Here is a 22,466-nt window from a genome sequence, read left to right on the forward strand (position 1 = left end):
TCAGCTCTTCTCGAAGCGGAAGCCCACGCCTCGTACCGTCGCGATGTACCGCGGGTTCGCCGCGTCGTCGCCGAGCTTCTTGCGCAGCCACGAGATGTGCATGTCCAGCGTCTTGGTCGACGACCACCACGTCGTGTCCCAGACCTCGCGCATCAGCTGGTCCCGGGTCACCACCCGGCCCGCGTCCCGCACCAGCACCCGCAGCAGGTCGAACTCCTTGGCGGTGAGCTGGAGTTCCTCGTCGCCCATCCAGGCGCGGTGCGACTCGACGTCGATGCGCACGCCGTGCGTGGCGGGCGGCTGGGCCGGCTCCGCGGCGCCGCGCCGCAGCAGCGCCCGGACCCGGGCGAGCAGCTCGGCGAGGCGGAAGGGCTTGGTGACGTAGTCGTCGGCGCCCGCGTCCAGGCCGACGACGGTGTCCACCTCGTCGGCGCGTGCGGTCAGGATGAGGATGGGTACGGCGTGGCCCTCGGCGCGCAGTCGGCGGGCCACCTCGAGGCCGTCCATGCCGGGCAGACCCAGGTCGAGGACGACCAGGTCGATGCCGCCCTGCATTCCGGCGTCGAGTGCGGTGGGGCCGTCCTCGCGCACCTCGACCTCGTACCCTTCCCGGCGCAGGGCGCGGGCCAGCGGCTCCGAAATGGACGCATCGTCCTCGGCGAGCAGTACACGGGTCATGAGCTGATGGTAGACCGCTCATGACAGATGCTGCGGTGTGATCGCAACCCCGTGATTCTTACCTTTCACGATTGTGGGGCGAACCTGTGAGTGTGGGATGGCAATCGTGTAGGGACCTTAGAAACCGGGTGTACGGTTCCACCGGCACCTGTGATTCAGGTCTCAAGTCCTTCCATTTCCGGCACTGTCCTGCCGTATGGTGACTCGAAGCCTGTCGCAACGTGGGGACCTTTGGCGCGCATCCGTCGCCAAAGGTCTCTTTTGTGTGCGGTAATCCCCACCAGCAAGGAACGACCATGGCGTCCAGCCTGACGAAGGACTCGGTGACTCCGGGCACCCCCGGTTCCGACAAGACCTTCTTCGGCCACCCCCGCGGACTGGCCACTCTCTTCATGACCGAGATGTGGGAGAGGTTCTCCTACTACGGCATGAAGGCCCTGCTCACCGTCTACCTGCTCTCCGGCGGCCCCGACGCCGGCAAGGGCAGCATGGGCGGCGGCCTCGCGATGGACCTGGCGACCACCACCGTGATCGTCTCCGTCTACTCGGCGATGGTCTACCTGCTCGCCATGCCCGGCGGCTGGCTCGGCGACCGTGTCTGGGGCCCCCGCAAGACGGTGGCCATCGCCGCCGTCACGATCATGGCCGGTCACCTCACGCTGGCGCTGCCCGGCGGCCAGGCGCCGTTCTTCGCGGGCCTGGCGCTGGTCGCGGCCGGTTCCGGTCTGCTCAAGGCCAACATCTCCACGATGGTCGGCCACCTCTACGACGGCCCGGACGACCCGCGCCGCGACGGCGGCTTCACGATCTTCTACATGGGCATCAACGCCGGTGCCTTCTTCGCCCCGCTGGCCATCGGCACCGTCGGCCAGGAGGTCAGCTGGCACCTCGGCTTCGGCATGGCCGCGGTCGGCATGGCGATCGGCCTGGCCGCGTTCCTGCTCGGCACCCGCAACCTGAGCCCGGTCAGCAGCGTCGTCCCCAAGCCGCTGGCGGCCGAGGAGCGCGCGGCCTGGCTGCGCAAGGGCCTGTTCTGGGTCATCGCCGCGACCGTCTTCTACGGCGTCGTCGGCTTCACCGGCCACTTCACGCTGAACTGGGCGATGATCCCGCTCACCGTCATCGGCCTGGTCGTCCCGGCGGGTGTGCTGCTGCGCATCAAGCGGGACAAGGAGCTGACGAACGACGAGCAGTCGAAGATGTCCGGCTACATCTGGTTCTTCGTCGCGGCCGCCGTGTTCTGGATGATCTACGACCAGGGCGCGTCCACGGTCCAGGCGTTCGGCTCGAACGACCAGAAGACCGCGGACTCCCTGCTCGGCTTCGGCTTCCCGACCTCCTGGTACCAGTCGCTGAACCCGCTGTTCATCATGGCGCTGGCCCCGGTCTTCGCCTGGCTGTGGGTGTGGCTGAACCGCAAGGGCAAGGAGCCCAGCACCATCGTGAAGTTCTCGATGGGCCTGGTCCTGATCGGCGTCTCGTTCTTCTTCTTCCTGATCCCGATCGCCATGGCGGCGAACGGCACCGCGGTCAGCCCGATGTGGCTGGTGGGCATCTACTTCATCCAGACCGTGGGTGAGCTGTGCCTCTCCCCGGTGGGTCTGTCGGTGACCACGAAGATGGCCCCCGCGAAGTACGCCTCGCAGATGATGGGTGTCTGGTTCCTCGCGGTGACCGCGGGCGACTCGATCACCGGCCTGCTGTCCAACCCGGCGATCGCCGGGGTCGACCTCAGCGGGACGGCGGCGGTCTTCGGTGAGGCGGCGCTCGCGGCTCTCGCCGGGTTCGCCGTGTGGATGTACCGGCGGAAGGTGAAGTCCCTCATGGGGGACGTTCGCTGAGTCAGTTCTGAAATCAAGGGGCCGTTGGAATCCAGGTGGGTTCCGACGGCCCCGTCGGTTTCACGTACCGTGCGCGGTGCCCCGCGCCCCTGAGGTCGGCTACCGTGCCCTTCTTCCGGGCATGAACGTGAACACCGCGCCGCCCAGCAGCACCGCCGTGCCCGCCACCAGGCCCAGTGCCTTCAGGGCCGCGTGGTCGTCGGCGCCCGTCGCCGCCAGGCCGCCGCTCGTCGAGGAGCCGCCGGTGCCTGAAGTGCCGCCCGAGCCTGACGTCCCGCCGGACGCGCCGCCCTCCTGTTTCTCCGTGGTGAGGGTGAGGGAGACCTCGGTCTTGTCGGGCTTGCAGGTGGTCGTCGTACCCAGGGCCTTGATCGTCAGGACGCCCGGGGACAGGGTCGACTCCCCCGTAGCCCCCGGCTTGTACGTACCCGTCATGTCGGGGATCGCGATCGGGTCGCCGGACTTGATGGGCGCGGAGTTGGTGGGCCCCTCGACGGAGACCGTGCCGGTGTCGGCACCGCCCAGGGTGACCTCCATGGAGGGCTTCACCGAGTCCGCGGGGATGTCGGCGGGGCTGTCCATCGGGGAGTTCTTGAACTGCACGGTGATGCCGTAACTGCCGCCGTCCTTCTTGGCGTTGATCTGGATCTCGGAGGTCGCCTTCTTCTCACCGAGGGGCGACTGGCAGGTGTAGGGGATGGAGACCGCCTTGCCGGTGAAGTCGGTCTGGCCGCCGCCCGAGGACTCCGTGGTGCTCGGGGTCGGGCCAGGACTCCCGGTGTCCGTGGGGGTCGGTGTCGGGGTCGGGGTGTCGGTCGGGTCCGGTGTCGACGTCCCGTTCCCCTGCACCACGGTGACCGTCGCCGCCTTGGGGACCGTCTCCGTCGGCGTGCACACCGTGTTGGTGCCCATCGCGTTCACCGTGTAGGCGCCCGGCGTCAGCGTCAGCTCCCCGGCCGCCGTCAGTTTCAGGGTGCCCTTCATGTCGGACAGCACCATGTCGCCGCCCTTGGGGATGGCGGGGTTCTCGCGCGGCCCGGTCATCGCGATGTCGGCGCTCTGCGCACCGGCGGCCTTCAAGGTGCCGGTCGGCTGCACCGAGTTTGCGGGCAGGTCGATGATGTTCGGGTTCTTGGACGCGGCCTGGGTGAACTTCCACACCACGGTGATCTCGTCGCCGACCTTCGCCGTGGCGGGGGCGGTGACCTCGACCTTGGTGGTGCCGTTGACGGGGTCGAGCCCGACACCCGCGGGCGGCACACAGCGGGTCGCGAACGACACCTCGGCGGCCTGCGCGGGCCCGGCCGCCAGGCCGAGCACCACGCCCGCCCCGACCAGCGCCAGCGCCGCACCGGCAGCGCCCGCTCTTCTCGGCCCGGCGGCCGGTGTGACTCTCCTTCGCATGCTCACGTGGATCCCTCTCTGGTGGGAGTCGCAGGACTCGTGGGAGCCGGAGGACTCGTGGGAGTCGCTGGACTCGTCGGGCTGTCGTCGTGCGGTGCGGAGAGCCGGCCACCGGCCGCGCCCGGATCAGCGTCCGGGGTGAACCACGGCAGGGTGGAGGTGCTGGGAGGGGCCGCGTGCGCGGCCGTGGAGGGCTTGAACCCCGGCAGGCGCAGGGCGAGTTCGGGCAGCCGCACACCGCGGTGCCGGACCCCGCCGGCGGGCCGCGGCCGCACCCGGTCCACGACGGCCATGCCGGTGCGGAACAGCGCCGCCGGCACGACCAGGCAGACCAGGATCCAGAACAGCGTCACGCCCCAGGGCCGGCCCACGCCCCAGGGCTGCTCGGCGAGCACCTTGCCGCCGTACTTCAGGGACACCGTGTAGTCGCCGTGCGCGCCGGCCGAGAGCTCGACGGGCAGTTCGATCCGTGCCCTGCCGCCGGGCTTGACGGTGCCGCGCCACTGCTGTTCGTCCCACTGCGGGGCGAACACGCCGTGGGCGGTGCCGACTTGGAAGACCGGGTTCCTGACGTCGGAGGTGCCGACGTTGCCGACGGTGAAGACCAGGGTGCGGGCGGGAGGTGCTCCGAACCAGGTCAGCAGGCCGCTGGAGCCTTTCAGGGCGGTGTCGGTGAGGACGGACAACCGCCCGCCGGAGGTGTCCGCGGGCAGCGGCTCCACGGCGTGCCCGGCCACCTGGAAGATCACGTCGGCCTCGGCCTTGGCGCCGGTCACCGTGGCCACGTGCACCACGCACGGGCAGGGCACCGGCGGTTCGGACACGGGGAGCTTCCTGCTGAAGCCGCCCTTCGCGTCGGTGGTGACGGCCCGGCCGTCCGCGTTGGCACAGGAGTTGGTGCCGCCCGGCACCCCGCGCGAGGGCACGGCCTGTCCGCAGATCAGGATCATCAGCAGCGTCCGCCCCCGCCAGCCGCTGCCGCTCACGGTGATCGAACCCCCGGTGCCCGCCTGGGACTTGGACAGCTGCACGCTCGGCCGGTCGGCCGCGGCGGCGGTCCCGGCGAGGGGGGCGAGCAGCAGCGCGAGCACCGCCACCAGCACCGCGGCCCGAAGCTTCCGGTTCACGTCGTCGCTCCCGTCAACTCGGCTTCCGTGCACGGCGCGTCGGAGGTCAACCGGTCGGTCGTACGGCTCCTTCGACGGCGTACGACGAAGCAGGCGCCCCCAGCCGCCAGCGCCACCGCGGCTCCCGCCACCCCGCGCCAGGGCACGAACCGTGCGGACGCGCCTGCGGTGTCGTGGGCGCCTCCTGCCGCGGTGACCGTAAGCCGGACAGAGACCGCGTCCAGAGCGGGCGGGTCCGCCCAGGGCTCGGTGAGGTGCAGGCGGGAGCCCGGCGGGAGGCGCACGGGGAGGGTGCGTGGAGGCAGGTCGAGGAGGCGACCGAGGACGCCGTCCGCGCGTACGGCGACGCGCGGCGTGAGGGGCGTTGTACCGCGGTTGACGACGTCGTAGGTGATGCGGTCGGCGTGCACCGTGACGTGCTCGACGGTCAGGGCGGACAGCTCGGGGGCGGTCGAGCGCAGGTGGACCGGGAGGCTCCGGGTGCCGCCGGTGTCGTCGCGCGCGAGGATCCGGGTGCCGCGGTCGTGGTCGGGGACGGTCACCGTGAAGGGGACGTCGGCGCGGGTGCGGGCCGGGACCCGGACGGCACCGCGGGCGAACGTGGCGCCGGACAGCCGTACGGTGACCGGCCGGCTGCCCCGGTTGGTCACGGACACCGTGTCCTGGACGACTGTCCCGGGCGCGCCCTCGGCGTAGAAGGCGGGCCGGCCGCCGCCCGCGGGCGCGAGGGACCATCCGTCGGCGGCGCGGGCCGCGGCGACGGGCCCCAGCAGGAGCAGCAGGGGCAGGGAGAGGGCCAGGGGCAGCGTGCGGGCGGCGGACGGCATGGGCGGCTCCAGCTGTCGTACGGACTGTCGTACGGATTCAGCGGCGCACGCGGGCCGTCTGGTGGCGCCGGGTGAGCCAGAGGGTGCCCGCGGCGCCCGCGAGCAGCACGGTGCCGCCGAGGGTGCCCAGGGCGATCGCCGAGTCCTCGGGGCCGGTCTGCGGGAGCGAGGTGCCAGTGCCGCCGGAGCCGCTGCCGCTCCCGGTGCCGCCGGAGGAGCCGCTGCCGCCGGTGGAGCCCGAGGCGGCGGTGACGTCCAGGGTGAGGGAGGCGCCGGGGCTGTTGGTCGGCGTGCACGTGGTGGTCGTGCCGAGGGCCTTGATGGTGAGCACGCCCGCGGTGAAGGTGACCTTGCCGGACTTCTTCGGGGTGTACGTCCCGGTCAGGTCGTTGATCTTGATGGGGGTGTTGGCGGGGACGACGGCCTGGTTGGCGGGGCCGGTCACGTTCATCGTGCCGCTGTCCGCGCCGCCCAGCTCGATGGTGGCGCTCGGGTTCATCGCGCCCTTGCCGAGGTCGACGGGGCTGGACGAGACGCCCTTCTGCCAGGACATGGTGATCTTGTATCCGCCGCCGCTCTTGACGCCCTTGATGTCGATGGGCGAGACGGCGCTCTTGTCGCCGATCGGGGTCTTGCACTGGTAGTTGACGTTCACGACCTCGGCATGGGCAGCGGGGGCGGTCATCAGCACCGCCGAGCCGGCCAGGGCCGCGACGGACGCGAGCGCGGCGGTTCGCTTCGGGTACGACACGGTTCCGCTCCCCTTACTCGTTCCTGACGGCACATCAGATCGGCCGTCAAGGTACGCCGGGGCACCGGAGGAAGGAAGAGAAAGGAAGCGCCGGAACTGTGGGGGCGCTCCTTGAGACAGGACGGGGAGCTACCGCTCCCGGGATCGGCTGCTCAGGTGGACTGCTCACGTCGACTGCTCAGCTCGGCCGATCCGCACGGCCGGTCCGCACGGCGGCAGAAGGCAGCTCGGCACGCCTGAAGGACGAAAAGGCCCCGGGGCCGGGATGTACCGCTCGCGACGGCGTCCCGGCAGGGTCAGGCCGGGGCGCCCAGTTCCGCCCACACCGTCTTGCCGGTCTCGCCGGGGCCGCGGACGACTCCCCAGTCGAGGCAGAGCCGCTGCACGATGAACATCCCGTGGCCGCCGGGGCGCCCGGCCCGGTGCGGTGAGCGGGGAGCCGGCTGGCCCGCGCCCTTGTCGGAGACCTCGAGCCGGATGACCTTGCGGTCGCAGGAGATCTGAAGCTGGTCCGGCCCCTCCGCGTGCAGGCACGCGTTGGTGACCAGCTCCGACACCACGAGCAGGACGTCCTCCGCGGCGGCCCGCTGGTCCGCGCCCGCGGCCGGCAGCCAGCCCCACGCGTACAACGCCTGCCGGGTGAAGTCGCGCGCGAGCGGAACGACCGCACTCTCGCCGTCGAAGCTCAGCCGGCGGACCTGCCGTCCTTGCGGCACCTCGGCGGCAGCCTCGGGCTCCGGGTCACGGTCGCCCGGCGGGTAGGGCCGGGTGGTGCTCATCAGCGCTTCACCTCACCGATTCACCGGTTCACGATTCAAAACGTCACTGCATGGTCGTTCACCGAAAACAGTCAGTACGGATGTCTCCTGCCCGAGCGGACCGGTGGAACACCCCTCTATTCGGGACGTATGTCCCGCACGCGGGGTGTGACACCCGATGAGTACCGGTCGGAGGAGACGAACGGGCACGAGCGGAGGCCCCTGGGGCCGCCGCCCTGCTCGGGTCTCAGTCGCCGGCCCCGTCGGCCAGGGCCTCGTCCAGCGTGTCGTGCACGGTGAAGACCGCGTCGGCCCCCGTGATCTCGAAGACCCGCGCCACGACGGGCAGCATGCCCGCAAGATGTACGCCACCCCCCGCCGCCTCGGCCTTCAGCCGTGCCCCCAGCAGCACATTCAGTCCGGTGGAGTCACAGAACTCCAGCCGTGTGCAGTCGACGACAAGCCGGCTCTTCCCCTTGGCGAGGCAGTCCTCGAGTGGCTCACGCAACAAATCGGCCGTGTGGTGATCCAACTCACCTGCCGGAGTCACGACGGCACTGGAGCCCTCTTGCCGCACCTCAACCAGAAGCCGGCCAGACTGTGCGCTGCCGACCGTCCCGCGGTCCATGCCGTCTCTCTCTCCCGACGTCGTGGCTGCTGATGACGCCCTCGAACACTACGCCTTCTCCACACCCTCCGACACCCGAACAATCGCACGCAAACGGACATAAACACACAGAACACACTTGCGGTCGTGTCGGGAAACCGGGTAGGGCTAGTAGACACACGTACTCGACACGGCCGGCTTTGGAGGCGCCGCACACCGCAGTGCACGAACTGGCTTCGGCAGCCTTATGCCGAGAACGATGGAGGACATCATGTCACCCCGGCTCGACGCCTCGCATACCCATCAGGCGGCGTTGACATCCCCCCCGGAACATCTGAATCCCATCGAGCAGGACAGCGAAGACGACGTGCTCGCCGGGCTTCCGGAGATCCCGCCGTTCGAAGAGGTGGGAGCGATGGACGCGCGAGCCCTCTCCAAGACCCTCTTCGCGCGGCTTGAGTCGCTGGAGGAGGGCACGCACGAGTATTCGTACGTCCGCAACACGCTCGTCGAACTGAACCTCGCCCTGGTCAAGTTCGCCGCCTCCCGGTTCCGCTCCCGCAGTGAACCGATGGAGGACATCATCCAGGTCGGCACCATCGGCCTGATCAAGGCGATCGACCGCTTCGAACTGAGTCGCGGAGTGGAGTTCCCCACCTTCGCGATGCCAACCATCGTGGGCGAGATCAAGCGTTTCTTCCGGGACACGTCCTGGTCGGTGCGGGTGCCGCGCCGCCTTCAGGAGCTCCGGCTCGACCTGGCCAAGGCCGGCGACGAACTGGCCCAGAAGCTCGACCGCGCCCCCACCGTGGCCGAGCTCGCCGAGCGCCTCGGACTGTCGAGGGAGGAGGTCGTCGAGGGCATGGCGGCGTCCAACGCGTACACCGCCGCCTCGCTGGACGCCCAGTCCGAGGAGGACGACTCCGAGGGCGCGCTGACCGACCGGATCGGCTACGAGGACCACGGGCTCGAGGGCATCGAGTACGTCGAGTCCCTGAAGCCGCTGATCGCCGAACTGCCCTCCCGGGACCGCACCATCCTCTCGCTGCGCTTCGTCGCGGGCATGACCCAGTCGGAGATCGGCGACGAGCTCGGGATCTCCCAGATGCACGTGTCGCGGCTGCTGTCGCGGACGCTGGTGAAGCTCCGCAAGGGCCTGACCGTCGAGGAGTGACGGGTCGGCACCACTGACCTGCGCGTGTGCCCGGTGTCCGATGGGACACCGGGCACCGTGCGTTCCGGACCCGTCCGCACGGGCATTTCGGACGCTCCACAGTTACTTGGAGTAACCCTTTCCCCCAGGGTGCACTTCCCTCACTATGGTCGCTCACAGACTGGCCGGTACGTCAGGAGGAGAGGCGCATGGCGCGGGCCGAGGGGGCGGGGGACGGCGTACGCGCCGGGGGGCACGAGGGCGCGTCCGACGCCCGTCTCACCGAGCTGCTGCGCGCCGACACGACCACGGCGTACGCGGCCCTGCTGGAGCTGCGCGCCCGCCACCAGCCCGCGGTCCTGGCCTACGCCCGCCTGTGCACGGCCGGTGAGAGCGCGGCCCGGCAGCTGGCCGCGCAGACCTTCACGCTCGCGGCCAGGGAGACGGCCCGCGGAATCGACCCCGGCCTCCCCTGGCGCCACCGGCTCCTGCTGCTCACGGCCCGCTCGGCCGCGCAGTGGGCCGGGGACCAGCGGTCGGCCGGCCTGGAGGCGAGCATCCTGCTGCTCCTGAACACCTCCGGACCCGACGGTCCCCTACCCCCCGTGCTCACCGCCTTCGAATCCCTTCCGGCCCGCGTCCAGGGCCTTGTCTGGTACGCCCTGGTGGAGGCCGAGCCGGAGGAGCGCACGGCCGTCCACCTGGGCCTCACCCGCGAGGACGTGGTCTACGGCACGGAGGGCGCCCTGAACGCGCTCGCCCAGGCCTGTCTGCGGTCCCGCCTGGCCGCCTCGGACGATCCCCGCTGCGCGGACTTCCGCCGGCTCATCGAGGAGTCCGTACGGCCGGACAACCCCCGGGACAGCGCCGATCTGCGCGCCCACATGATCCACTGCCCGCACTGCGCGGCCGCCCACGAGGAACAGCGCGCACTGCGCGACACCCCGCGGACGGCACTGGCGGAGGGGCTGCTGCCTTGGGGCGGGGCGGCGTACGTGCGGGCGGAGCGGGACGCGGGGGCGGGTGCGCGGCCGTCGGAGGCGGGACCGCTGTCGCAGGCGTCGGGGGCGGGCGGGTCCCGGTCGCGGGAGTCGAGGGCGGGCGGGTCCCGCTCGGGTCGGCGGGCGATGCCGGGGGCGGTTGCGGGGACCTGGCCGCGGCAGCGGCGGCTCGTGCTGGCGTCGGCGGCGCTGGGGGTGGCGTTGGCGCCGCTGCTGCTGTTCCTGGGGACGCGGGACGGTGACCCGGCCTCGGAAGCGGCAGGCACCGCGCTGCCGGGCCCCTCGCAGGTGACGGTGACCACGACGGTCCCGCCGACCCTAGCGCCCTCCCTCTCCCCCTCTTCGTCCCCGTCCTCGTCCCCGTCCCCGTCCCTCTCCTCGTCGAGCAGACCGCCTTCCGCGTCACCGAGCCCGTCCCCGCCCCGCAGAACGAGCCCACCCCCGTTCCGCGCGCCCGGCGGCTCCTACGCCCAGGTGGTGAATCTCGCCACGGGCCGCTGCCTGGACGTCTCCGGCGACCTCGACAACGGCACGGACGTCGTCACCGCGCCCTGCACCTCGGCCGCCTCCCAGCGCTGGCGTGCCGACACCGCCCGTGGTGTCCTCCAGTCCGCCGCCGACCCCGACTTCTGCCTCGACAGCCGCGGGGACGTCGACAAGGGCCTCGGCATCTGGTCCTGCGACTCCGTGGAGGGCAGCCACGGCGACAACCTCCGCTTCACGGTGGACTCCGACGGCGTGATCCGCCCGGCGATCGCGATCGAGACGGGAGTGACCCCGGGCGACGCGAACGGGGTCTCGCTGGAACCGCTGACCGGGGGTGCGGAGCAGCGGTGGCGGGCGGGGGCGTCGTAACGGCGATGTCCGTCAGGGCGGTCAGGGCGGTCAGGACCGTCAGGGCCGTCAGGGCCGTCAGGACCGTCAGGACCGTCAGGGCCGTCAGGGCCGTCAGGGCCGTCAGGGCCGTCAGGACCGTCAGGACCGTCAGGACCGTCAGGACCGTCAGGACCGTCAGGACCGTCAGGGCATGCGTACGCCCCGGCTGTCACGCGTGTCGCACCGGTCAGGCCACGCGTACGCCCCGTCGCCACACCCCGCTCACCAGCGGCACCCCCGGCCGGTACGCCAGGTGCACGTGGCTGGGGGCGGACAGGAGGATCAGGTCGGCGTACGCGCCCGGGGTCAGCCGGCCGATGTCCTCGCGCCGCAGCGCCGCCGCCCCGCCCGCCGTGGCCGACCAGACCGCCTCGTCCGGGGTCATCCCCATGTCGCGTACCGCGAGGGCGACGCAGAAGGGGACGGAGGAGGTGAAGGAGGAGCCAGGGTTGCAGTCGGTGGAGAGGGCCACGGTGACGCCTGCGTCCAGGAGGCGGCGGGCGTCCGGCCACTCGGCGCGCGTGGAGAACTCCGCGCCGGGCAGCAGCGTGGCGACCGTACGGCTGTTCGCCAGGGCGTCCACGTCCGCGTCGGTGAGGTGGGTGCAGTGGTCGGCGCTGGCGGCGTCGAGCTCGACGGCGAGTTGCACGCCGGGGCCGTAGGTGAGCTGGTTGGCGTGGATGCGGGGGTGCAGGCCCTTCGCCTTGCCCGCCGTGAGGATCGCGCGGGCCTGGTCGCCGTCGAAGGCGCCCTTCTCGCAGAAGACGTCGATCCACCGGGCGTGCGGCGCGCAGGCGTCCAGCATCTCGCCGGTGACCAGGGCCACGTAGGCCGCCGGGTCCTCGGCGTGGTCGGGCGGGACGATGTGGGCGCCGAGGTAGGTGACCTCGTCGGTGTGCGCGGCGGCGATCCGCAGGGCCCTCGCCTCGTCCTGGACGGTCAGTCCGTAGCCCGACTTGGTCTCGAAGGTCGTGGTGCCCTGGCGCAGGGCCTCGGCGAGGTGGTGGGTGAGGTTGCGTTCGAGTGCGTCGTCGCTCGCCGCCCGCGTCGCCGCCACCGTCGTGCGGATGCCGCCCGCGGTGTAGGGGCGGCCGGACATCCGGGCGTTGAACTCCTCGGTGCGGTCGCCCGCGAAGACGAGGTGGCTGTGAGAGTCGACGAAGCCGGGCAGGACCGCCCGTCCACCTGCGTCGACCCGATTGTCAGTGGCGGGTGCTTTGCTTTGATCACCGGTCCACACGACGCGGTCGCCCTCGATGGCGACGGCCGCGTCCTGGATCAGTCCGAGGGGGGATCCGTCACCTAGGGAGGGGTCGTTGGTGACCAGGGCGGCGATGTTGGTGATGAGTGTGCTCGCGGTGCTGGCCGAGTGGGCGGGGCTGACGGTCGTCGCGTTGTTCATGGCGTCCTCGGTGGCCTGGTCGGCGGTGGGGGCGGGTTCGCTGCCGGGGTTCCGCGGTGTCATCCGCGCAGGGCGGCGACGGCGTCCGCGAGGGCTCGGGGCACGTCCGGCACAAGGGTGTGCACCCCGTCCCGTACGACGTGCCGGCCTGCCACAACCGTGTGCGACACGTCCGCTGCCGACGCGGCGAATACGGCCGTCTCGGCCCCGAGCCGCGGAAGCGGCCCTGCCGTCCTGACCGAGTCGAGGGCGACGGTGGTGAAGTCGGCGAGCGCGCCCGGCTCCAGCTTGCCGGCCTCGTCCCAGCCGAGGGCCGCGTGGCCGTCGGCGGAGGCCGCCCGCAGAAGGGCCGCCGCCGTCCAGTGACCCCGGGTGCGGGTGCGCAGGCGCTCGTTCAGCTCCATCGCACGGGCCTCCTCCAGCAGGTCGATCACGGCGTGGCTGTCGGAGCCGAGGGAGAGCGGTGAGCCCTCGTTCTGGAGGGCGACGGCCGGGCCGATTCCGTCCGCGAGGTCCCGCTCGGTGGTCGGGCACATGCAGGTGCCGGTGCCGCTGCCGCCGAGGAGGGAGATGTCCTCGGCGGTGAGGTGGGTGTTGTGGACGCCGGTGGTGCGGGGGCCGAGGACCCCGTGCAGGGCGAGGAGCTGGGTCGGGGTGCAGCCGTGGACCTCGTGGCAGGCCTCGTTCTCGGCGGTCTGCTCGGAGAGATGGACGTGCAGCGGCGCCCCGCGCTCCCCGGCCCAGCCCGCCACGGTCGCCAACTGCTCGGCGGGCACGGCCCGTACGGAGTGGATCGCGGCACCGATCCTCGCGTGATCACGGTCCTTGAGAACTGAACAGCGTGCGGCCCATTCCTCGGCCGTGCCGTCCGAGAAGCGGAGCTGATGGGTGGTGGGCGGCTGTCCGAACCCGGAGGAGAGGTAGGCGGTGTCGAGGAGGGTGATGCGGATGCCGGCTTCGGCGGCGGCCTCGATCAGGGCCTCGCCCATGGCGTTGGGGTCGGCGTAGCGGGTGCCGCCGGGGGCGTGGTGGAGGTAGTGGAACTCACCGACGCCCGTGATCCCGGCCAGCGCCATCTCGGCGTACACGGCGCGGGCGAGCGCGTGGTACGTCTCGGGGGTCAGCCTGTCGGCGACCGCGTACATGACCTCGCGCCAGGTCCAGAAGGTCCCGGAGCCGACCTGGACGGTGCCGCGCAGGGCCCGGTGGAAGGCGTGCGAGTGGGCGTTGGCCAGGCCCGGCAGGGTCAGTCCGCGCAGGATCTCGGCGCCGGGGGGCGGGGTGGCGGTGTCCGTGCGGACGGCGGTGATGCGGCCGTCCCGCACGTCCAGGGCGACGCCCGGCTCGACGTGGGTGCCGAGCCAGGCGTGCTCCAGCCAGTAGGTCTTCGGGGTCGTCACCGGCAGGCCAGCCCTTCCAGTACGTCGGCGAGCGCGAGGACCCCGGCCAGGCAGTCGTCCTCGGCGGCGGACTCCGCCGGGGAGTGCGAGACGCCCGTGGGGTTGCGCACGAACAGCATGGCGGTCGGAATGCTCCCGGACAGGATTCCCGCGTCGTGTCCGGCCCCGGTCCCGAGAACGGGCACCTTGAGGTCGCGGTCGGTGCCGAGGATGCGGGCGAGTTCGTCGCGCAGGACGTGGTCGAACTCGACGACGGGGGTGAAGGACTCCCTCACGATCTCGAGGTCGACGCCGTGCGCCTCGGCGTGCTCCCCGGCCGCCTTCTCGATGCCGCCGACCACCTGGTCGAGGCTGTCCTGGTCGGCGGCGCGGGAGTCGAGCCAGCCGCGCACCAGGGAGGGGATGGCGTTGACGCCGTTCGGCTCGACGGAGATCTTGCCGAAGGTGGCGACGGCTCCGGCGAGTTCGGCCTCGCGGCGGGCGGCGAGCACCGTCTCGGCGTACGACAGCATGGGGTCGCGCCGGTCCACGAGGCGGGTGGTGCCGGCGTGGTTGGCCTCGCCCCGGAAGTCGAACCGCCAGCGCCCGTGCGGCCAGATCGCGCTGGCGATGCCGACCCGGTCGCCGCTGAGGTCCAGGGCTCGCCCCTGTTCGACGTGCAGCTCGACGAAGGCGCCGATGCGGGCGAGCCGCTCCGGGTCGGCTCCGATGCGGTCGGGGTCGTGTCCGGCGGCCTCCATGGCCCGCGGAAGCGTGACACCGTCCCCGTCGGTCAGCCGGTGCGCCTGCTCGACGGTGAGCTGCCCGGCGGTGAGCCGGGAGCCGACGCAGGCGAGCCCGAAGCGGGCGCCCTCCTCGTCACCGAAGTTGACGAGGGCGAGGGGCCTCGCGAACTCGGCGCGCCGGGCCCGGAGTTCGTCGAGCGCGGCGAAGGCGGACACGACGCCGAGGGGGCCGTCGAAGGCGCCGCCGTCGGGCACCGAGTCGAGGTGCGACCCGGTGACGACGGCGTCCCCGGCGGTGGGGTCGCCGAGCCAGGCCCACTGGTTGCCGTTCCGGTCGACCTCGTAGGTCAGTCCCCTGGTCTCGGCCTGCTCCTGGAACCAGGCCCGGCATTCGGTGTCGGCCCCGGTCCAGGCGTAGCGGCGGTAGCCGTGGGAGTCGGGGTGGCGGCCGATGGGGAGCAGCTCACGCCACATGGTGTGGAACGAGCTGCCGTGGGACGTCTGCGTCACGCCGAGTCACCCTCGCGCATCGGGATGCGCACACCGCGCTCGTCGGCGACGGACTCGGCGATGTCGTAGCCCGCGTCGACGTGCCGGATGACGCCCATGCCGGGGTCGTTGGTCAGGACCCGGCGGACCTTCTCGCCGCCGAGCCTGGTGCCGTCGGCGACGGTGACCTGGCCGGCGTGGATCGAGCGGCCCATGCCGACACCGCCGCCGTGGTGCAGGGAGACCCAGGAGGCGCCGGAGGCCACGTTGACCATCGCGTTCAGCAGCGGCCAGTCGGCGATCGCGTCGGACCCGTCGAGCATGGCCTCCGTCTCGCGGTACGGGGAGGCCACCGACCCGGCGTCCAGGTGGTCGCGTCCGATCGCCAGCGGCGCGGCCAGCTCGCCGCTCGCCACCATGTCGTTGAAGCGCTCGCCGGCCTTGTCGCGCTCGCCGTAGCCGAGCCAGCAGATGCGGGCGGGCAGGCCCTGGAAGTGGACCCGTTCGCCGGCCATCCTGATCCAGCGCGCGAGGGACTCGTTCTCCGGGAAGAGCTCCAGGATCGCCTTGTCGGTCTTGGCGATGTCGGAGGCCTCGCCGGACAGCGCGGCCCAGCGGAAGGGGCCCTTGCCCTCGCAGAACAGCGGGCGGATGTAGGCGGGGACGAAGCCGGGGAAGTCGAACGCCCGGCTGTATCCGGCGAGTTGGGCCTCGCCACGGATCGAGTTGCCGTAGTCGAAGACCTCGGCGCCGGCGTCCATGAAGCCGACCATGGCCTCGACGTGCCGGGCCATCGACTCCCGCGCGCGGGTGGTGAAGCCCGCCGGGTCCTTCGCCGCCGCGTCCGCCATGTCCTCGAAGGCGAGGCCGGTGGGCAGGTAGGCCAGCGGGTCGTGGGCCGAGGTCTGGTCGGTGACGATGTCGATGGGCGCGCTCTCGGCGAGCATGCGCGGCAGAAGCTCGGCGGCGTTGCCGAGGAGGCCGATGGAGAGCGGGCGGCGGGCGTCGCGGGCCTCCACGGCCAGCTGGAGGGCGTGCTCCAGGGAGTCGGCCTTCACGTCCAGGTACCGGTGCTCGATGCGGCGCTCGATGGCCCGGGGGTCGCAGTCGATGCAGATCGCGACGCCGTCGTTCATGGTGACGGCGAGCGGCTGGGCGCCGCCCATGCCGCCGAGGCCGGCGGTGAGGGTGATGGTCCCGGCGAGGGTGCCGCCGAACTTCTTGGCGGCGACGGCGGCGAAGGTCTCGTAGGTGCCCTGGAGGATGCCCTGGGTGCCGATGTAGATCCAGGAACCGGCGGTCATCTGGCCGTACATGGTGAGGCCGAGCGCCTCCAGGCGGCGGAACTCCTCCCAGTTGGCCCAGTCGCCGACCAGGTTGGAGTTGGCGATCAGGACGCGCGGGGCCCATTCGTGGGTCTGCATGACGCCGACCGGGCGGCCGGACTGGACCAGCATGGTCTCGTCCTGCTTGAGGGTGCGCAGCGTGCGGACCATGGCGTCGAAGGACCGCCAGTCACGGGCCGCCTTGCCGGTGCCGCCGTAGACGACGAGCTTGTCGGGGTGTTCGGCGACCTCGGGGTCGAGGTTGTTCTGGAGCATCCGCAGGGCGGCCTCCTGCTGCCATCCCAGGGCGCTCAGTTCCGTACCGCGCGGCGCTCGGACGGGGCGGGGTCCTGACATGGTCTGCCTCCTGGGGGCTGTGCTGCGGATGGCCGCGTGCCGGTGAGTGCTGTCGATATTCACATCCTGGCCGCCTGAATAGAACTAGTCAATACGTTCTCGCGTCTGCCTCAGGAGGGAAAGGATGTCTCCTGGACATGCGCACCCTCGAAGCACAGGCGAGGACGGGAGTCGTGGTGGACGAGTACGGCAACACCGGCGAAGCACGGGCGGTCCGCCGGGACGAGGCGGTGCGCGGGGCCGTGGAGCGGGGCCTGCTGGGGCCGGACGCCCCCATCGTCGGACTTCTCGACGTCACCGGCATCCGGGAGTCGGCGCGGGAACTGCGGGCGGCCTTCGACTCCGTCACGGCACCCGGAACCCCGGTGCTGCACGCCTTCGCGGTGAAGGCGACCCCGCTGGTGCCGGTGCTGCGGCTGCTGCGCGAGGAGGGCATCGGCGCGGAGGTGGCGAGCCCGGGTGAACTGGCCCTGGCGCGGGCGGCGGGCCTCTCGCCGGCCCGGACCGTGCTGGACTCGCCCGCCAAGACGGCGGCCGAACTGCGGGAGGCCCTGGCGCTGGGGATCGCGGTCAACGCGGACAACCCGCAGGAGCTGGACCGCATCGACGGCCTGATGCGGTCGGCGGTCAGCCGCTCACCGCTCGGGATCCGGGTCAACCCGCAGGTCGGCGGCGGTTCCATCGGGGCGACCTCGACGGCCACCGAGACCTCGAAGTTCGGGGTGGCGCTGCGGGACGAGGGGGCCCGTGAGTGGGTCGTGCGCGCCTACCTCGACCGGCCCTGGCTGAGCCGGCTGCACGCGCACACCGGCTCCCAGGGAATCCCGCTCTCCCTGATGGTGCGGGGTGTCGAGGAGACTTACGCGCTCGCCGAGGAGATCAACCGGCGGATCGGGCGGCCCCAGATCGACACGATCGACATCGGCGGCGGGCTGCCGGTGAACTTCGCCTCGGAGGCGACGGCACCGACGTACACGGAGTACGCGCGGGCGCTGAAGGCGGGGGTGCCGGGGCTGCTCGACGGGCGGTACGGGCTGGTGACCGAGTTCGGGCGGTCGCTGCTGGCCAAGCACGGCACGATCGTGGCGCGGGTGGAGTACGCCAAGAGCGCGGGCGGGCGGCCGGTCGCGGTGACGCACGCGGGCGTGCAGGTGGCGACGCGGACGGTGTACGTGCCGGGGTCGTGGCCGCTCAGGATCGCGGCGTACGACGGAAAGGGGCGGCCGAAGAGCGGGCCCGAGGTGGTGCAGGACGTGGCGGGGCCTGCCTGTTTCGCGGGCGACCTGCTGGCCGAGGGGCGTGCGCTGCCCCTGCTGGACCAGGGGGACTACGCGGCCGCCCTGGACACGGGCGCGTACTACTTCGCGCACCACTACGCCTACAACTCGCTGGCCCGGCCGGGCATCTACGGCTTCGTGCCCGACCCGCAGACGGGCGGCGTCCGTTTCGCGACCGTGCGGGACCCGCAGACCGTCGCCTCGATCGTGGCCGAATCCGGAGGGGCGCACGTCGGGGCGCTCACCACCCTGCACGCCCCCGGGAGCCGTTGACACGCGCCCCGGAGGTCACTGATCAAATAGCCGGTGAAACAAGGCAAGTCGACCCACTCTAGCCACTCCGAGCATGTTCCACCGGAAAATGCCAGATCCCTCACCCCTGGCGCACACGTTGCGTAGTTTCGGCGTCACTCAGCCGAACCCCAGGCGGGAGGGGAGCCACGGTGCAGGGAATCGACGAGTGCCTGCTGGAAGCCATGCGACTGCCGGGTGCGCGGGGCGCCGCGCTGGTCGACTGGACGAGCGGGCTGGCCCTGGGCGCCGTGGGGGAATCCCCCGGCGGTGACCAGGAGGCGGCCGCGGCGGAGGCCGCCGAGCTCGCCCGGCTCGCCGCGGAACAGCGCGCCTTCGCCTCCGGTCCCGACGACATCGGTGCGACCGCCGAGCAGGACGGAATCCCGCCGGTCGAGGACCTCATCCTCAGCAACCGGGACAGCTACCACGTGCTGCGCTTCGTGGCGACGTCCTTCGACAGCAGTGTCTTCCTGCACCTGTGGCTGACCCGCGCGGAGGGCAACCTCGCGCTGGCCCGTATCCGGCTGGGCGAGATGGCCGGACGGCTGGTGCTCGGATGACGACGGTGAAGACCACGGCGGCCACCCCGCCGCCCCGGCTGCCGGTCCGCGACAAGGCGGCCGCCCTCGGCCGCGGCTGGGGCGGGCTCTCGCCGATGCTGACCCGGCTGGCCGCCGAGCGCGCCACGGGCGTGCTGGTGCGCGAGCGCGGGGCCCTGCACCTCGCCGACGGCAAGGTGGTGCACGCCGAGAGCCCGGCCGCCCCCGGCGCCCACGACCTGCTCGCCGCCCACGGCACCCTCGACGCGGACGCCTGGGCCCGGGCGCTGGCCGAGAGCGCGGCGCACGCCGAGGGCCCCGAGCACTCCGGCGCCGGGACCGGCACCCGCCGCCGCACCGGCGCGGAGGTCGTGCACCACGCGGGCCGCCGCCTGGTCGAGGACGGACTGCTCGCCCCCGGCGCCCTGGAGCTGTGCCGGCTGACCGCGCTGTACGACGCGGCGTACTTCGCGCTGGCCCCGAGCAGCGCCCCGGGCCGCTTCCGCTACGGCTCCGAGGACGACCTCGGCACCCCCGGCACCGGCTCCGCGGGCACCCCCGGCCTCGCGGGCACTCCCGCCACCGACTCCCCCGGCGCCTCCCCCTCCACGAGCCCCCTGGGCGCTCCTGCCGCCCTGGTGGTCCCGGACGGCCCCGGCTCCCGCGGAAGCGCGCTGACCGGCCCCGGCGTCCCGCACCCGATCCCGGTCGCCGACCTGGAGCGGGAGACGCTGCGGCGGCGGGACCTCCTGCACCGCATCTGGCCGGACGCGCTGGTCGACGAGGCCCCGCTGACCCGCGAGCACCACCCCGCGCCCGCCCCGCTCCCGGCCCGCAGACAGGCCGTGCTGGCCCTGGTGAACGGCGTCCGCACGGCCTCCGACATCGCCCGCGAGCTCGGCCGCCCGGCGTTCCACACCCTGGTGGACATACGGCGGCTGGTGGCCGCCGGAGCCGTGTCCCCGCGCCCGGTGACGCTTCCGGGCGACCCGCTCTCCGTCCCGCTGCCCGGGCCCGCCGGCACCGGCCCGCCCGTGGATCTCACCGGCACCACCGCGCCCGTCGATCCCCACATCACGCTGCTGAAGAGGCTCAGGGATGCGCTGGAGGCCCTTTGAGCGGCAGCGGATCCGCGCCGAGAGGAGAGATCTGATGGCGGCTGCGCAGGACGGCATCCTGGAGGAACTGCGCCGGCTCCGGGCCCGGGTGCCGCAGCTCACCGGCGCCCTCGCCGCCGACTCCGACGGTCTCGTCCTCGCCCAGGACACCCCGGGCGTCGATCCCGAGACGGTGGCCGCGCTCGCCGGGGCCACCCGGGTGCTCGCCGCCCAGCTGACCGACGAGACCGGCCAGGGCGATCTGCGCGAACTGCTGGTGCGGGGCCTGTACGGCTATGTCGCCACGTACGCGGCGGGCGCCGGTGCCGTCGTCACGCTGCTCGCCCAGGACCGCGTCAACGTCGGCAGGCTCCATCTGGAGGGCCGCAGGGCGGGGGCCCGGATCGGCGAACTCGTCGACGCCGTGGCCGCCGCCGAACCCACCGAGACCCCTGTGAAGGCGCCCGCGAAGCCTGCTCCGGCCCGTGCCAGAGCGGCCCGCCCGTCCCGGGCCAAGCCCGCGGACACCCGCGCCACGGCCGTCGCACCGACGGCGGCCGGTACCACCACCGAAAGTTGAGAGAACCGAGGAGACACAGTCATGGCCAACACCGAAACCGCACTGAAGGAAGCCCTCGCGTCCATCGAGGGCGCGACCGGCGTCGCGCTCGTCGACTACACCAGCGGCATGGCGCTCGGCACCATGGGCGGCAGCAAGGGCTTCGACCTGAACGTGGCCGCCGCCGGCAACACCGACGTGATCCGCGCCAAGATGCGCACGATGGAACACCTGGGGCTCAAGGGCCAGATCGAGGACATCCTGATCACTCTGTCCGACCAGTACCACCTGATCCGCCTGATCAGCGGGCGCGGTGGCAACGGCCTCTTCCTCTACCTGGTCCTGGACGCCAAGCGGGCCAACCTCGCGATGGCCCGCCACCAGCTGCGGTCCATCGAGAACGACCTGGAGGTGTGATCCCGTACCGAGGCCTGTTCTAGACGAGTGCCGCGGTGCGGCGGCGTGCCCCGCCCGGGGCCGCGTCGCCCGCCGCGATACCCGTGCTGCGGTACGCCCTGACCGCCTTGCCGGCCGGGCGGCCGCCGTTCGCGGCGAGCCAGTCGACCCGCACCCACAGCAGCGCGTCCTCGTCCCGCTCGCGCCGCCCTAGCCAGGCCGCCTTGAGCCTCAGGCCCGTACCGCATCCGGCGAGCAGCAGACCGCCCGCGACAGGCACGGCGAAGTTGCCGCCGAGGGCGAGCAGCCAGGCCAGCAGCAGCCACCAGCGGTGCCCGCGGCGCCAGTTGCGCACCCCGACGGCACGGTCCTGGAGCACGTCGTGCTTCCCGGCCCGGACGGCGGCCCGCCCGAGTGCCGTGTACCGCCTGCGGCGTGCGTACGACACCACGGCCGCGGCCACGATGAACAGCGCCGCTCCGGCCATGACGCCGATCCGCCGGCCCGTGATGCCCGGCACCAGCAGCCCCACGGCCGCCGCGAACACGCCGGCCCACCACAGGGGCGCGGCTCCGGCCCGTACGACGACGGCCACCCGCACCAGTCCCTGACCTCCGCGTGCCACGTCCGTCCTCCCGTCTCCCGTGTGCGGAATCCGCGGGCAGGCTAGCGAGGGAACGTGAGACGAGTCTGAAAAAGCACCTCGGGCCCTGCTCACTCGGGGGCCCGGCTACTCCACGAACAGCCCCCGCGCCGCCGCCCGCGCGTCGAACTCCTCCAGGCGGGCCTGGGCGTCCGGCAGGTCGTCGCACATCGCCTCCAGCAGGACCCGGCCGAGCAACATCGGCGCGCAGGCCGTGTCGAAGGCGAGGCCGGTGCCGACGGCGGCCGGCAGGAGCAGGTCGGAGACCTTGGCGACGGGGGCGAAGGCGGAGTCGGCGACGGTGACGACGGTGAGCCCCGCCTCCTTGGCGTAGGCAAGGGTGTCGACGACCTCGCGCGGGTGCCGGGGCAGGGCGAAGCAGAGCAGGGTCGAGGCGCCCGCGCGCACGGCGGCGTCGATCCGGTCGTGGATCATGGTGCCGCCCTCGTGGAGCAGCCGTACGTCCGGATGGACCTTGGCCGCGAAATACGCGAAGCCGTAGGCCTGGGAGGCGGCGGCCCGCAGGCCGAGGACCGGCAGCGGGCGGGAGGCGGCCAGCAGCCGTCCCGCCTTCCGCACCGGCCGGGGGTCGGCGAGGATCTCCGCGAGGTGCCGGAGGTTCTCGATCTCGGCCTGGACCGCCTGCTGGTACTCGTTGGACGACTCCGAGGCGGCCGTCTGTTCGGCCGGCGCGACCTCGCGCAGATGGCGGCGCAGGGCGGGGTAGCCGTCGAAGCCGAGGGCGACGGCGAAGCGGGTCACGGAGGGCTGGCTGACCCCGGCCAGTTCGGCCAGCTCGACGCTGGACAGGAACGGCACGTCGGCGGCGCTGCGCACCATGCTGTGCGCGATGCGCCGCTGGGTCGGTGTGAGCCGGTGCCCCTCGAACAGCGCCTGAAGCCGTCCCGCGGGTGTGTCCGCCACACCCGCCGTACTCATG

21 protein-coding genes are annotated in these 22,466 nt (G+C 72.4%); 8 read left to right on the plus strand and 13 right to left on the minus strand.

Features of this window, described 5'->3' with window-relative positions; translation table 11 throughout:
• Positions 1-678, minus strand: coding sequence for a response regulator transcription factor (locus tag IF54_RS0131465; RefSeq protein WP_007382513.1), 678 nt, complete (start codon positions 676-678; stop codon positions 1-3).
• A 296-nt stretch (positions 679-974) separates the two neighbouring features.
• Here IF54_RS0131465 and IF54_RS0131470 point away from each other — a divergent pair, with 296 nt between their 5' ends.
• Positions 975-2,519, plus strand: a complete 1,545-nt coding sequence (locus IF54_RS0131470) for a peptide MFS transporter (protein WP_030324943.1) — start codon at positions 975-977, stop codon at positions 2,517-2,519.
• Between the two features lie 99 nt (positions 2,520-2,618).
• Here the strand turns inward: IF54_RS0131470 and IF54_RS0131475 are convergent, their stop codons facing one another.
• The 6 genes from IF54_RS0131475 to IF54_RS0131500 form a co-directional block, all read right to left on the minus strand.
• Positions 2,619-3,929, minus strand: a complete 1,311-nt coding sequence (locus IF54_RS0131475; protein ID WP_420790698.1) for a hypothetical protein — start codon at positions 3,927-3,929, stop codon at positions 2,619-2,621.
• Positions 3,926-5,050 (minus strand): hypothetical protein, encoded by a 1,125-nt coding sequence (locus tag IF54_RS0131480; RefSeq protein WP_030324948.1) that lies wholly within the window; start codon positions 5,048-5,050, stop codon positions 3,926-3,928. The genes IF54_RS0131475 and IF54_RS0131480 overlap by 4 nt, the downstream gene beginning before the upstream one ends.
• Complete coding sequence (locus tag IF54_RS0131485; RefSeq protein ID WP_030324950.1) at positions 5,047-5,877, minus strand: hypothetical protein; 831 nt, start codon at positions 5,875-5,877, stop codon at positions 5,047-5,049. Before IF54_RS0131485 ends, IF54_RS0131480 begins: the two co-directional genes overlap by 4 nt.
• 37 nt (positions 5,878-5,914) lie before the next feature.
• Positions 5,915-6,628 (minus strand): LPXTG cell wall anchor domain-containing protein, encoded by a 714-nt coding sequence (locus tag IF54_RS0131490; RefSeq protein ID WP_030324952.1) that lies wholly within the window; start codon positions 6,626-6,628, stop codon positions 5,915-5,917.
• A 296-nt stretch (positions 6,629-6,924) separates the two neighbouring features.
• A complete protein-coding gene (locus tag IF54_RS0131495) occupies positions 6,925-7,407 on the minus strand; it encodes an ATP-binding protein (protein WP_030324954.1) in 483 nt (160 codons plus the stop codon).
• A gap of 226 nt (positions 7,408-7,633) precedes the next feature.
• A complete protein-coding gene (locus IF54_RS0131500; protein ID WP_030324956.1) occupies positions 7,634-8,014 on the minus strand; it encodes an STAS domain-containing protein in 381 nt (126 codons plus the stop codon).
• A gap of 250 nt (positions 8,015-8,264) precedes the next feature.
• Between IF54_RS0131500 and IF54_RS0131505 the strand changes: the two genes are divergently transcribed.
• Together IF54_RS0131505 and IF54_RS0131510 are read left to right on the plus strand one after the other, a co-directional pair.
• The gene (locus IF54_RS0131505; RefSeq protein ID WP_107047920.1) at positions 8,265-9,167 is read left to right on the plus strand and encodes an RNA polymerase sigma factor SigF; all 903 of its coding nucleotides are present in this window, start codon (positions 8,265-8,267) and stop codon (positions 9,165-9,167) included.
• A 188-nt stretch (positions 9,168-9,355) separates the two neighbouring features.
• Positions 9,356-11,002, plus strand: a complete 1,647-nt coding sequence (locus IF54_RS0131510; protein ID WP_030324960.1) for an RICIN domain-containing protein — start codon at positions 9,356-9,358, stop codon at positions 11,000-11,002.
• A 208-nt stretch (positions 11,003-11,210) separates the two neighbouring features.
• On the opposite strand, the gene hutI is transcribed toward IF54_RS0131510, so the two are convergent.
• Genes hutI through hutU form a run of 4 tightly spaced genes read right to left on the minus strand, consistent with a single transcriptional unit; the run spans position 11,211 to position 16,721 of the window.
• Entirely contained in the window at positions 11,211-12,488 is a 1,278-nt protein-coding gene (hutI, locus tag IF54_RS0131515; RefSeq protein WP_030324964.1) for an imidazolonepropionase, read from the minus strand.
• Positions 12,485-13,825 (minus strand): formimidoylglutamate deiminase, encoded by a 1,341-nt coding sequence (locus IF54_RS0131520; RefSeq protein ID WP_030324966.1) that lies wholly within the window; start codon positions 13,823-13,825, stop codon positions 12,485-12,487. Before IF54_RS0131520 ends, hutI begins: the two co-directional genes overlap by 4 nt.
• A complete protein-coding gene (locus tag IF54_RS0131525) occupies positions 13,822-15,024 on the minus strand; it encodes an allantoate amidohydrolase (protein WP_107047921.1) in 1,203 nt (400 codons plus the stop codon). The genes IF54_RS0131520 and IF54_RS0131525 overlap by 4 nt, the downstream gene beginning before the upstream one ends.
• A gap of 32 nt (positions 15,025-15,056) precedes the next feature.
• Complete coding sequence (gene hutU, locus IF54_RS0131530) at positions 15,057-16,721, minus strand: urocanate hydratase (protein WP_030324969.1); 1,665 nt, start codon at positions 16,719-16,721, stop codon at positions 15,057-15,059.
• A gap of 137 nt (positions 16,722-16,858) precedes the next feature.
• Between hutU and IF54_RS0131535 the strand changes: the two genes are divergently transcribed.
• The 5 genes from IF54_RS0131535 to IF54_RS0131555 all read left to right on the plus strand — a co-directional run bounded on the left by IF54_RS0131535 (position 16,859) and on the right by IF54_RS0131555 (position 20,904).
• On the plus strand, positions 16,859-18,271 hold the full coding sequence (locus IF54_RS0131535; protein ID WP_030324970.1) for a hypothetical protein: 1,413 nt from the start codon (positions 16,859-16,861) through the stop codon (positions 18,269-18,271).
• A 170-nt stretch (positions 18,272-18,441) separates the two neighbouring features.
• Complete coding sequence (locus tag IF54_RS0131540) at positions 18,442-18,852, plus strand: hypothetical protein (protein ID WP_030324971.1); 411 nt, start codon at positions 18,442-18,444, stop codon at positions 18,850-18,852.
• Entirely contained in the window at positions 18,849-19,949 is a 1,101-nt protein-coding gene (locus IF54_RS43125; RefSeq protein ID WP_030324972.1) for a hypothetical protein, read from the plus strand. The genes IF54_RS0131540 and IF54_RS43125 overlap by 4 nt, the downstream gene beginning before the upstream one ends.
• A 34-nt stretch (positions 19,950-19,983) precedes the next feature.
• Entirely contained in the window at positions 19,984-20,508 is a 525-nt protein-coding gene (locus IF54_RS0131550; protein WP_030324974.1) for a roadblock/LC7 domain-containing protein, read from the plus strand.
• Between the two features lie 21 nt (positions 20,509-20,529).
• A complete protein-coding gene (locus IF54_RS0131555; protein ID WP_020137891.1) occupies positions 20,530-20,904 on the plus strand; it encodes a hypothetical protein in 375 nt (124 codons plus the stop codon).
• 19 nt (positions 20,905-20,923) lie between these two features.
• Here IF54_RS0131555 and IF54_RS0131560 read toward each other — a convergent pair whose 3' ends face one another.
• A complete protein-coding gene (locus tag IF54_RS0131560; protein ID WP_030324976.1) occupies positions 20,924-21,508 on the minus strand; it encodes a hypothetical protein in 585 nt (194 codons plus the stop codon).
• Positions 21,509-21,613: 105 nt separating this feature from the next.
• Positions 21,614-22,465, minus strand: coding sequence for a MurR/RpiR family transcriptional regulator (locus tag IF54_RS0131565; RefSeq protein WP_030324978.1), 852 nt, complete (start codon positions 22,463-22,465; stop codon positions 21,614-21,616).
• Position 22,466: the final 1 nt, after the last annotated feature.

The sequence above is a fragment of the Streptomyces sp. NRRL B-3229 genome, assembly GCF_000719505.1.
Classification (GTDB): Bacteria; Actinomycetota; Actinomycetes; order Streptomycetales; family Streptomycetaceae; genus Streptomyces; species Streptomyces griseorubiginosus.

What these genes read in the sequence shown, in the direction of transcription:
- IF54_RS0131500 (WP_030324956.1), bottom strand. Translation starts at nt 8,014, where the DNA reads ATGGACCGCGGGACGGTCGGCAGCGCACAGTCTGGCCGGCTTCTGGTT.
- IF54_RS0131505 (WP_107047920.1), top strand. Translation starts at nt 8,265, where the DNA reads ATGTCACCCCGGCTCGACGCCTCGCATACCCATCAGGCGGCGTTGACA.
- IF54_RS0131495 (WP_030324954.1), bottom strand. Translation starts at nt 7,407, where the DNA reads ATGAGCACCACCCGGCCCTACCCGCCGGGCGACCGTGACCCGGAGCCC.
- IF54_RS0131465 (WP_007382513.1), bottom strand. Translation starts at nt 678, where the DNA reads ATGACCCGTGTACTGCTCGCCGAGGACGATGCGTCCATTTCGGAGCCG.
- IF54_RS0131535 (WP_030324970.1), top strand. Translation starts at nt 16,859, where the DNA reads ATGCGCACCCTCGAAGCACAGGCGAGGACGGGAGTCGTGGTGGACGAG.
- IF54_RS0131525 (WP_107047921.1), bottom strand. Translation starts at nt 15,024, where the DNA reads ATGTGGCGTGAGCTGCTCCCCATCGGCCGCCACCCCGACTCCCACGGC.
- IF54_RS0131470 (WP_030324943.1), top strand. Translation starts at nt 975, where the DNA reads ATGGCGTCCAGCCTGACGAAGGACTCGGTGACTCCGGGCACCCCCGGT.
- hutU (WP_030324969.1), bottom strand. Translation starts at nt 16,721, where the DNA reads ATGTCAGGACCCCGCCCCGTCCGAGCGCCGCGCGGTACGGAACTGAGC.
- hutI (WP_030324964.1), bottom strand. Translation starts at nt 12,488, where the DNA reads ATGACACCGCGGAACCCCGGCAGCGAACCCGCCCCCACCGCCGACCAG.
- IF54_RS0131485 (WP_030324950.1), bottom strand. Translation starts at nt 5,877, where the DNA reads ATGCCGTCCGCCGCCCGCACGCTGCCCCTGGCCCTCTCCCTGCCCCTG.
- IF54_RS0131510 (WP_030324960.1), top strand. Translation starts at nt 9,356, where the DNA reads ATGGCGCGGGCCGAGGGGGCGGGGGACGGCGTACGCGCCGGGGGGCAC.
- IF54_RS0131550 (WP_030324974.1), top strand. Translation starts at nt 19,984, where the DNA reads ATGGCGGCTGCGCAGGACGGCATCCTGGAGGAACTGCGCCGGCTCCGG.
- IF54_RS0131565 (WP_030324978.1), bottom strand. Translation starts at nt 22,465, where the DNA reads ATGAGTACGGCGGGTGTGGCGGACACACCCGCGGGACGGCTTCAGGCG.
- IF54_RS0131555 (WP_020137891.1), top strand. Translation starts at nt 20,530, where the DNA reads ATGGCCAACACCGAAACCGCACTGAAGGAAGCCCTCGCGTCCATCGAG.
- IF54_RS43125 (WP_030324972.1), top strand. Translation starts at nt 18,849, where the DNA reads ATGACGACGGTGAAGACCACGGCGGCCACCCCGCCGCCCCGGCTGCCG.